The sequence below is a fragment of the Azospirillum sp. B4 genome (assembly GCF_000333275.1).
Lineage (GTDB): Bacteria > Pseudomonadota > Alphaproteobacteria > Azospirillales > Azospirillaceae > Nitrospirillum.
The window spans coordinates 1-8,760 of the sequence record NZ_BACU01000085.1 but is presented as its reverse complement, the minus strand read 5'-3'; the positions used below and the strand labels follow the sequence as shown (position 1 = coordinate 8,760).

Annotated in this window: 7 protein-coding genes and 1 pseudogene; 4 read left to right on the top strand and 4 right to left on the bottom strand. The window is 70.4% G+C overall.

Annotated features, from left to right (window positions below):
- Positions 1–397: pseudogene (locus tag I55_RS04195) on the bottom strand (UbiX family flavin prenyltransferase); the annotation flags it as partial.
- Between the two features lie 230 nt (positions 398–627).
- Between I55_RS04195 and I55_RS04190 the strand changes: the two are divergent.
- Positions 628–1,716, top strand: a complete 1,089-nt coding sequence (locus tag I55_RS04190) for an alkene reductase (protein ID WP_044559252.1) — start codon at positions 628–630, stop codon at positions 1,714–1,716.
- Positions 1,717–1,978: 262 nt separating this feature from the next.
- On the opposite strand, the gene I55_RS04185 is transcribed toward I55_RS04190, so the two are convergent.
- Both I55_RS04185 and I55_RS04180 read right to left on the bottom strand, forming a co-directional pair.
- On the bottom strand, positions 1,979–2,611 hold the full coding sequence (locus I55_RS04185; protein ID WP_044559251.1) for a DUF1013 domain-containing protein: 633 nt from the start codon (positions 2,609–2,611) through the stop codon (positions 1,979–1,981).
- Between the two features lie 217 nt (positions 2,612–2,828).
- Positions 2,829–3,806 (bottom strand): NAD(P)H-quinone oxidoreductase, encoded by a 978-nt coding sequence (locus I55_RS04180; RefSeq protein WP_044559250.1) that lies wholly within the window; start codon positions 3,804–3,806, stop codon positions 2,829–2,831.
- A gap of 147 nt (positions 3,807–3,953) precedes the next feature.
- Here I55_RS04180 and I55_RS04175 point away from each other — a divergent pair, with 147 nt between their 5' ends.
- The gene (locus I55_RS04175) at positions 3,954–4,139 is read left to right on the top strand and encodes a DUF1192 domain-containing protein (RefSeq protein WP_044559249.1); all 186 of its coding nucleotides are present in this window, start codon (positions 3,954–3,956) and stop codon (positions 4,137–4,139) included.
- A 159-nt stretch (positions 4,140–4,298) separates the two neighbouring features.
- On the opposite strand, the gene I55_RS04170 is transcribed toward I55_RS04175, so the two are convergent.
- Entirely contained in the window at positions 4,299–5,093 is a 795-nt protein-coding gene (locus I55_RS04170) for a class I SAM-dependent methyltransferase (RefSeq protein WP_044559248.1), read from the bottom strand.
- Positions 5,094–5,241: 148 nt separating this feature from the next.
- Between I55_RS04170 and I55_RS04165 the strand changes: the two genes are divergently transcribed.
- Positions 5,242–6,039, top strand: a complete 798-nt coding sequence (locus tag I55_RS04165; protein ID WP_044559247.1) for a helix-turn-helix transcriptional regulator — start codon at positions 5,242–5,244, stop codon at positions 6,037–6,039.
- 90 nt (positions 6,040–6,129) lie between these two features.
- Positions 6,130–8,760 (top strand): hypothetical protein (locus I55_RS36805; protein WP_044559246.1); only part of this gene is annotated, 2,631 nt, incomplete at its 3' end.

Here is an 8,760-nt window from a genome sequence, read left to right as displayed (position 1 = left end):
CCCAGGTGCAGGGGCGTCTCGCGCACCATCAGCACCAGCGCCCGCCGTCCTTCAGCACCACGTCCGCCGCCCGCGTCAGCAGGCTGGAGGTGACGCCGGTGGCGATCTCGCCCATCGTCCGGATGGAACAGGGGGCGATGACCATGCCCAGGGTGCGGAAGCTGCCGCTGGAGATGGCGGCCCCCACGTTGGTGATGGCGTGATTGACATCGGCCAAGGCCCGCACGTCCGCCGGCTTCAGGTCCGTTTCATGCGCCAGCGTCATTTCCGCCGACCGGCTCATCACCAGATGGGTTTCGATGGGCAGGGGACGCAGCGTTTCCAGGAGGCGTACGCCATAGCGCACACCCGACGCGCCGCTGATGCCGACAATGAGGCGGGGGGATAGCGTGGTCATGATCCCGGGATCTAGCGCCGCCCCGGGGGCGGCGTCCAGGGGATTGCTTTGTGCAAAGCGACGGCGTTGAGGATGAACCTGCATTATTCGCGTTTCGTGAAGGGTGTGCGCGCGACGCGGCCTCTAAACGCGGCCCGTTCCCGGACCTATCTTGTGGGCGTGCCGGTTAAGCACCCGCAACCAGCCCCAAGGCCTTCCCCCGAGGCTCCCCCTAAGGAACGGGTTCAACCATGACCACGACTCCCGATCTTTTCGCGCCCAGCCATATCGGCGCCATCCCCGTCGCCAACCGCATCGCCATGGCGCCGCTGACCCGCGCCCGCGCCGGCATGGACGGGGTGCACACCCCGCTGGCCGTCGACTATTACCGCCAGCGCGCCAGCGCCGGCCTGATCATCACCGAGGCCACCAACATCTCCCGCCAGGGGCGCGGCTACGCCTACACGCCCGGCATCTACACGCCCGAACACGTGACCGCGTGGAAGTCCGTCACCGACGCCGTGCACCAGGCCGGCGGCCATATCGTGCTGCAGCTGTGGCATGTGGGCCGCATCTCCCACGCCAGCCTGCAGGAAGGCGGGGCCGCCCCGGTGGCGCCCAGCGCCATCCAGGCCGGCGGTGAGACCTATATCGAGGGCGGCTTCGCCCAACCCTCCCCGCCGCGCGCGCTGGAGACGGCGGAGATCGCCGGCGTCATCAACGACTATCGCCATGCCGCGGAGAACGCCAAGGCCGCCGGCTTCGACGGCGTGGAGGTCCATTCCGCCAACAATTACCTGCTGGAGCAGTTCATCCGCGACAGCACCAACCACCGTACTGACCGCTACGGCGGCAACGTCGAGAACCGCACCCGCCTGACGGTGGAGGTGGCCCAGGCCGTGGCGGAGGTTTGGGGGGCTGATCGCGTGGGCGTGCGCCTGTCGCCCATCACCCAGGCGGCGGGCAACACGCCCCTGGACAGCGACCCCAACGGCACCTACGGCTTCCTGGCCGAACGGCTGGGCGAGCTGAACCTGGCCTATCTGCACTGCGTGGAGGGCCAGACGCGCGGCCCCAACGGCGCCCAGAACTTCGACTTCCAGGCCTTGCGCCGGAAGTTTGGCGGCGCCTACATCGCCAACAACGGCTATGACCGCGCGCTGGCGCAGCGGACCATCGCCGAAGGGCGGGCGGACATGGTGGCCTTCGGCCGCCCCTTCATCGCCAACCCCGACCTGGTGCACCGCCTGAAGACGGGCGCGCCGCTGGCCCAGGCGCCCCAGGAGGCGTTCTACGGCGGCGGGGCCAAAGGCTACACCGACTGGCCCACGGCGGCTTAGTTCGGTTCCTCAAGCGCCGGCAGGCGCATCCGCGCCTTTGGCTTGTCCTCGATTTCCAGTCCGCCTCCGGCTCCCCGGAAATCTCCGGCGCCCGCGGTCGCGGGCTACCACCGGCATGAGGGTTCATGCCGGTGGGTGGGCCCGGTGGGTGGGCTGAGACTCCGATATAGGTCCCGGCTGGGGCCGTCGGCGTTCAAGGATATAAATAAAGGGCGGCCTCTCGCAGGGCCGCCCTTTTCTCGTCACCAGGAGGCGACCGGGATCAATCCTCGATCTCTTCCTCGTGCTCGTCTTCCTCCAGGGCCGCCTGTTCGGCGGCGGCGCGCTGCTCGGCCGTCTCCAGCAGGGTGGTGGCCTCCAGCTCCGGCTCGGGCAGGCCGCGGCGGGCGCGGGACAGGGCGGCCTCCAGCTCGCGCTGGCTGCACAGGCCCAGCAGCACGGGGCTGCGCGGCTTGATGTTGCTGGAGTTCCAGTGGGTCTTGTCGCGCACCGCGGCGATGGTCGGCTTGGTGGTGCCGATCAGGCGCGAGATGGCGGCGTCCGACAGTTCCGGATGGTTCTTCAGCAGCCAGGCGATACCGTCGGGCTTGTCGCCGCGCTTGGTCACCGGAGTGTAGCGCGGGCCCTTGGCCCGGGCGATGGGCTGCGGCAGGTCGTGAATGCGGATCTGCAACTTCAGGTCCGGGTTCTTCTCGCAGCGCTCGATCTCGTCCTTGGTCAACTCGCCGTTGCCCACCGGATCGCGGCCGACCATGCCGATCGCCACCTCGCCATCCGCGATGGCCTGCACTTCCAACGAGTGCATGCCGCAGAACTCGGCGATCTGCTCAAAGGACAGCGCGGTGTTCTCAACCAGCCAGACCGCGGTCGCCTTCGGCATCAAGGGCAGTGCCATGCTTCCTCCTAACCCGTGGCGGAAATCCCCGCCAACACGCCTGAAAACCCGTGAATAAGGTCGCGAAAAGCAATATCCGCCCGTCGCGCGGGCTGAAGGCCCCACGCAGCCGGACGGAAAACTGTGACGCGTACATGAGCTATATAGAGGCACGCGACGGGCGAGGCCACGCCTTTTTACAGGCGCGGCCCCTTTTGAATCCGGGGTTTTGCCGTTTTCAAACGGTCAAAACGATCTTGCCGACATGCTGGCTGCTTTCCATCAGCGCGTGCGCCGCCGCCGCCTCTTCCAGGGGAAAGGTCTGGTGGATGACGGGGCGGATGGCACCCCGCGCCAGCAGCGGCCACACCTTTTCGCGCAGGCTGGCGGCGATGGCGGCCTTCTCGGCGGCGGTGCGCGGCCGCAGGGTGGAACCGGTCAGGACCAGGCGCTTGGCCATCACCGGCACCATGTTCAGCGTGGCCTTGGCCCCGCGCAGGAAGGCGATGGAGACATGCCGGCCCTGGTCGGCCAGGGCGTCGATGTTGCGCGGCAGGTAGTCGCCGCCCACCATGTCCAGGATGACGTCCACGCCCCGGCCATCGGTCGCCTGCTTCACTACGGCGACGAAATCTTCCGCCTTGTAGTCGATGCCACGCTCGGCGCCGATGGCCTCGCAGGCCTTGGCCTTGTCGGGGCCGCCGGCGGTGGCGAAGACCCGGGCGCCGAAGGCCTTGGCCAGCTGGATGGCCGTGGTGCCGATGCCACTGGTGCCGCCATGGACCAGGAAGCTTTCCCCCGCCGTCAGCCGGCCCCGGTCGAAGACGTTGGTCCAGACGGTGAAGAACGTTTCCGGCAGGGCCGCCGCCTCCACCATGCTGAAGCCCGCCGGCACGGGCAGGCACTGGCCGGCCGGCGCCACGGCATGGTCGGCATAGCCGCCGCCGTTGACCAACGCACAGACCGCATCGCCCACGGCCCAGCCCGCCACGCCCTCACCCACGGCGGCGACGGTGCCCGCCACCTCCAGCCCCGGCAGGTCGGACGCGCCGGGCGGCGGCGGGTAGTGGCCCGCCCGCTGCAGGCAGTCCGGCCGGTTGACGCCGGCGGCGGCCACGCGGATCAGGACCTCGCCCGGGCCGGGCTGCGGCGTTGGCCGCTCGATGGGCTGCAGGACTTCGGGACCGCCGGGCTGGGTGATGGCGATGGCGCGCATGGGGCTTCCACTCTCCGCTTTGCGTCCGGCGGGGATGGCTCCCCCGCCGCTTGGGGTCTTGCACCATGTAGGCCCCCGGCGGCACAGTGACAACCGACACCCGGGGGGATCCGATGTCCCCCCGCCGCATGGAAAGGTCGCCGCCCCATGGACACCGACGACATCGCCCCGCCGCCCCCCCGTCCGTCCGGCTTTCCGGACATCACCCGCCTGTCGGTTGGCGAACTGCGCGAGTATCGCAACAGCCTGGAGGCGGAGATCGCGCGGGTGGATGATGCCATCAAGGCCAAGCAGGCCTCGCTGAGCGCCGCCGCCTCCTTTTTCAAAAGCTAGCGGCTTTCAAAAGCTAGCGGCGGCCTGAGGTTTCGCCTCATGCCGCCGTAGGATGCGACCGCATCCGCCGGAGCTTTCCGGGGAGCCGAAGGCGGACTGGAAAGCGAGGAAGCCAAGCCCGCGGATGCGGGCGCCCGGCGATTGAGGGCTTTCCAAAAATCAAACCGGCACGGCCTCGACCGTGGCCGTGTCCAGGGTGAAGGTGCCGTCGGCCTCGATGGCGAAGTGCCCCGTCACCGCGTCCGCCATGCGCCCCTGCAGGGAGCGGATGGCGGCGACATGGCTGTCCGGCGGGTTCATGCGCGCGATCCAGCTGCCGAACTCCAGTCGCAGGCGGCGCTCCGTCACCCCGGTGACACGGAAACCCGCCGTCTCCAGGGCCGCCCGCCATTCCGCCACCGCGTAATTGCGCACATGCGACGGGTCGCGCAGCAGCTCGATCGACTGCAGGAAGGTGTCCAGCAGCGGCTGGCCCGGCGTCACCACGTCCATGAAGACGGCGATGCCATTGGGTTTCACCACCCGCCGCGCCTCCCTCAGGCCCGCCACCAGGTCCGGCCAATGGTGGGCGCTGTAGCGGCTGACCACGGCGCAGAACGACGCATCCTCCGACGGCACGGCGTCGGCCCGGCCCACCCGCGTCTCGATGTTGACCAGGCCGCGCCGTCCCGCCTCCGCCGCCACGGCGGCCAGCATGGCGGGCGACAGGTCGCAGGCCGTCACTTGGCCGACATGCGGCGCCACGGTGAAGGCGACATGCCCACCGCCACAGCCCAAATCCAGGACCGTCTTATAGCCCTTGCCCGCCACCAGGCCGGCCAGTTGTTGCAAATCCTCGCCCTGGGCGTGGACGGCGCTGGCGACATAGGCGGCGGCCTGGGGCCCGAACTGGCCGGCCACCAGCGATTCCTGGTCGCGGCCTTCCGTCCCCTGGGACTGATGCTGCGTGGTCATTCCCTACTCCGTTTCTTCTGCGGGTCTTTCGACGATGCCCCCGACGCGGCGGGGGCGGAGCGGCAGGATGGCAGCCGTTCAAACTGGTACCAGATTCGATTTTATACTGGTACCAATGGCTACTCCCCTCCCCTGAACGAGCCACCCCATGGACAAGCCGGACCTCCTGGACAGTTCCAAGCGGCGGGAGCTGGGGGAATTCGTGCGCGCCCACCGCGAACGGCTGGCCCCCGCCGCCCTGGGCCTGGCGCCCGGGCCCCGCCGGCGCACGCCGGGCCTGCGGCGGGAGGAGCTGGCGCAGCTGGGCGGGGTCAGCGTCACCTGGTACACCTGGATCGAACAGGGCCGCGACGTCTCCATCTCCCCCGCCGCGCTGGCGCGCTTGGCCCGCGCCCTGCGTCTGTCGGGGGCGGAGCGCGCCTACCTGTTCGACCTGGCGGGCAAGCGCGACCCCAACGGGGGGCCGGACGGCGGCGACGCCCCGGTGACGGCGGCGCTGGACGCCCTGGTGCGGGACATCCCCCACCCCGCCTATCTGCTGGACCGGCAGTGGAACGCCCTGGCCTGGAACGCGGCGGCCGCCCGCCTGTTCACCGGCTGGCTGGACCCCGGCGGCGACCGCAACCAGCTGCGCTATCTGTTCCTGAGCCCCGCCGCCCAGGCCCTGATCCCCGATTGGGCGGAGCGGTCGCGGCGGGTGGTGGCGGAATTCCGGGTGGACTACAGCCACCACCTGGGTGACCCCGGCATGCGCTCCCTGGTGGCTGACCTGACCGGCCGCAGCCCCCCCTTCGCCGACCTGTGGCACGCCCACACCGTCACCTCCCGCGCCGGCGGCGAACGCGCCTTCCACCACCCCACGGACGGACCGCTGACCTTCGAGCAACTGACCTTCACCCTGGCGGGGCAGCCGGACGTGAAGCTGGTGACGCTGGTGCCGGCCTGATCAACCTGGGCGTTTTCTTCCGGCACCCCTAAACCATTTACGTGCGCGAGCCCCAGCGGCTACGCTGCACGGGTGGCGATGGGGCGGGGCATGGCGGACACCGAAAAGACAGTACAGACCATCAAAATGCTGGCCGGCGGCTGTGTTCTGCTGGTGGGTGTAGCGACCGTGTTGGCATTCCCGCCTGCAGCGGCGGCGACGGCGGCCACCGGCACGTCGGTGGCGTTGACGATGGCCGGCGGCTTGGGCGGCAACGTCCTAGCCACGTGGATCGATCGTTTCGGCTGCCCCGTGGCGGGCAAGGCCAAGGATTTCATGCTCCACCGGCTGTCCGGCGGGGGCCTGCCCATCAACCATGATGTGGAACGGGCGGTACTGACCGCGCTCAAGGCCGCCATCGACCATTGCGTCAACCGATTCGCCGGGGATGTGGTGGGCGGCCCCGACGCCCAGGCCTTCGTCGCCCTGGTGCGACGGAACGCCAAGGCGCTGGCGCCCGACACCCTGGCCGGGGTGACGGTGACGGAGGCGGAGATGCGGGCGGCGGTCACCGACGCCCTGGGCCAGGACCTGCCACCCGGCCCCCTGACGGCTGGGCTGGCCACGGCGGTGCACGCGCTGCTGGTGGGCCCGCTCATGGACGGCAAACCGGCGTGGCGGTCCCTGTCCCGCCAACTGGCCGACCTGCTGGCGGGGGCGGACCCACGCCTGCCCGGCGGCCTGGCGGACGTGTTGACCCAATTGGTGCGGGAGGCGCTGAAGGCCGACGACCGCTTCTTCCGCATCATCCTGCTGGGCCAGGCCCACGCCACCGCCCAAGCCGCCACCGCCACCCAAGCCGCCGTCAGCGAACTGGCCACGCGCGTCGCGGCCCTGCACCAGGACCTGGTGGACGGCCTGCCCGCCGCCCCAGGCGGTCTGGCGGCGGTCGCGGCGGCCCTGCGCCAGGATCTGGCGGACCAGGTGACACGGTTGCGGGCGGAGTTTGATCACGACCGGGCGCCCCATCCTGACTGGACCGCCCCCGGCCCAGCGGCGGCGGGCAGCCTGGTCTATTGGGACCGCCAGACCGCGCTGGTGGGGCGGGACGCGGCGCTGGCGGCGCTGAATCGCTTCCTGACGGGGCCGGAGCCCCTGTCCTGGACCGTCATCACCGGCCCGGCCGGCATGGGCAAAAGCCGCCTGGCGCTGGAGGCCCTGCTGCCCTGGCGCGACCAGGCCGCCCTGGGCCTGGCCGAGGTGGGCTTCCTCACCGGCCAGGCCCCCTGGATCACTGAGCGCCGCTATGACCTGTGGCGGGCGCCCCTGCCGGCCCTGCTGGTCATCGATTACGCCGGCGTCACCGCCGAGGCTGTGCGGAACCTGGTCGACAACCTGGCCAGCCGGCCCCCGGAACGGGGCCTGTTGTCCCCCGTCCGCCTCATCCTGCTGGATACCCTGCCCTATGACAGCGAGTTCGGCGCCCACCACGCCATCGCGAACGGCACCGAGTCCGGCCGGCGGGCGGCGGCCCAGGAATGGCGGGGAGACCGCGCCTCCCTGGATTTGGACCGGTTGGACGACGCGGGCGTGATCGCCGTCGCCAGCCACTATGCCGGCCAGCCCCTGGACGACGCGGCGCGGGCGCGGGTGACGGCGGCCCTGCGCCAGGATCCGGAGCTGTCGCGGCCCCTGTTCGCCGGCCTGCTGGGCCTGTCGCTGCGCGCCGGCACCACGGGCCCCCTGGATCACCACGGCGTGACACGGGACTTCCTGGAGCGGCAGGAGCGTGACTGGCGGGACAAGGTGGGGGCCACGGCCGCCGACCTTACCCTGCTGGCCATCGCCACCGTGGCCGAACGCTGCCCCCTGGACCTGCTGGACAACCTGGCGCCGGAGTTGCGCGCGGCCGGTGTGGACACGGACACCGCCTGCCGGCGCTGGAGCCAGATGACCGGCAAGGTGGCGGCCGACACCCTTGGCAAGCTGGAACCCGACTTCGTCGGTGGCCTGTTCGTCCTACGCCATCTCAGCGGCGGCCGCGCCTCCGCCAGCACCAAGGCGACCAAGGCGCAACGGGTGATGGACCTGGCCTGGCGCCACGGCGACCCCACCCCCTTCCTGGCCAACTTGGCCGCCAACTTCGGCGGCGTCGCGAACTTCCATCCCCTGCTGACGCAACTGTTCCGCCACACGCCCCCGGATACCATCGGGCCGGATCGCTGGGCTATGGCTCAAACCGATGTCGTCTTCGCGTTGACCCGCCATGGCGCCGATGGGGTGGTGGACGCGGTGCTGGACGCCTTGGCACACGTCGAAGACGGCCGTCTGGGTCCCTCCGCCCACGCCGCCGCCCTGTTCGCCGCCGGCCTGACCGGCGAATTCACCAATCATCCCCGCACCAACGACCGGCTGGCAGCCTTACGCGATCTGGCCAACCGCTGGCCCGAGGACCAGTGGGTTCGCCTGCCACTGGCCATGGGGTTGTTCAACGCCTTCAACAACGCCGGTACCGATACCCAGCGCGCCAACGCCCTCCTCCAAGAACTCCGCACCCTCGCCAGTGACTGGCCCCAAGACACAGCCGTCCGCGAGCAACTGGCCAAGGGGTTGTTCAACGCCTTCAACGATGCGGACAGCGACACCCAGCGCGCCAACGCCCTCCTCCAAGAACTCCGCACCCTCGCCAGTGACTGGCCCCAAGACACAGCCGTCCGCGAGCGACTGGCCAAGGGGTTGTTC

Coding starts and splice junctions, on each gene's coding strand:
- I55_RS04165 (WP_044559247.1), top strand. CDS start 5,242: ATGGACAAGCCGGACCTCCTGGACAGTTCCAAGCGGCGGGAGCTGGGG.
- I55_RS04190 (WP_044559252.1), top strand. CDS start 628: ATGACCACGACTCCCGATCTTTTCGCGCCCAGCCATATCGGCGCCATC.
- I55_RS04175 (WP_044559249.1), top strand. CDS start 3,954: ATGGACACCGACGACATCGCCCCGCCGCCCCCCCGTCCGTCCGGCTTT.
- I55_RS04185 (WP_044559251.1), bottom strand. CDS start 2,611: ATGGCACTGCCCTTGATGCCGAAGGCGACCGCGGTCTGGCTGGTTGAG.
- I55_RS04170 (WP_044559248.1), bottom strand. CDS start 5,093: ATGACCACGCAGCATCAGTCCCAGGGGACGGAAGGCCGCGACCAGGAA.
- I55_RS04180 (WP_044559250.1), bottom strand. CDS start 3,806: ATGCGCGCCATCGCCATCACCCAGCCCGGCGGTCCCGAAGTCCTGCAG.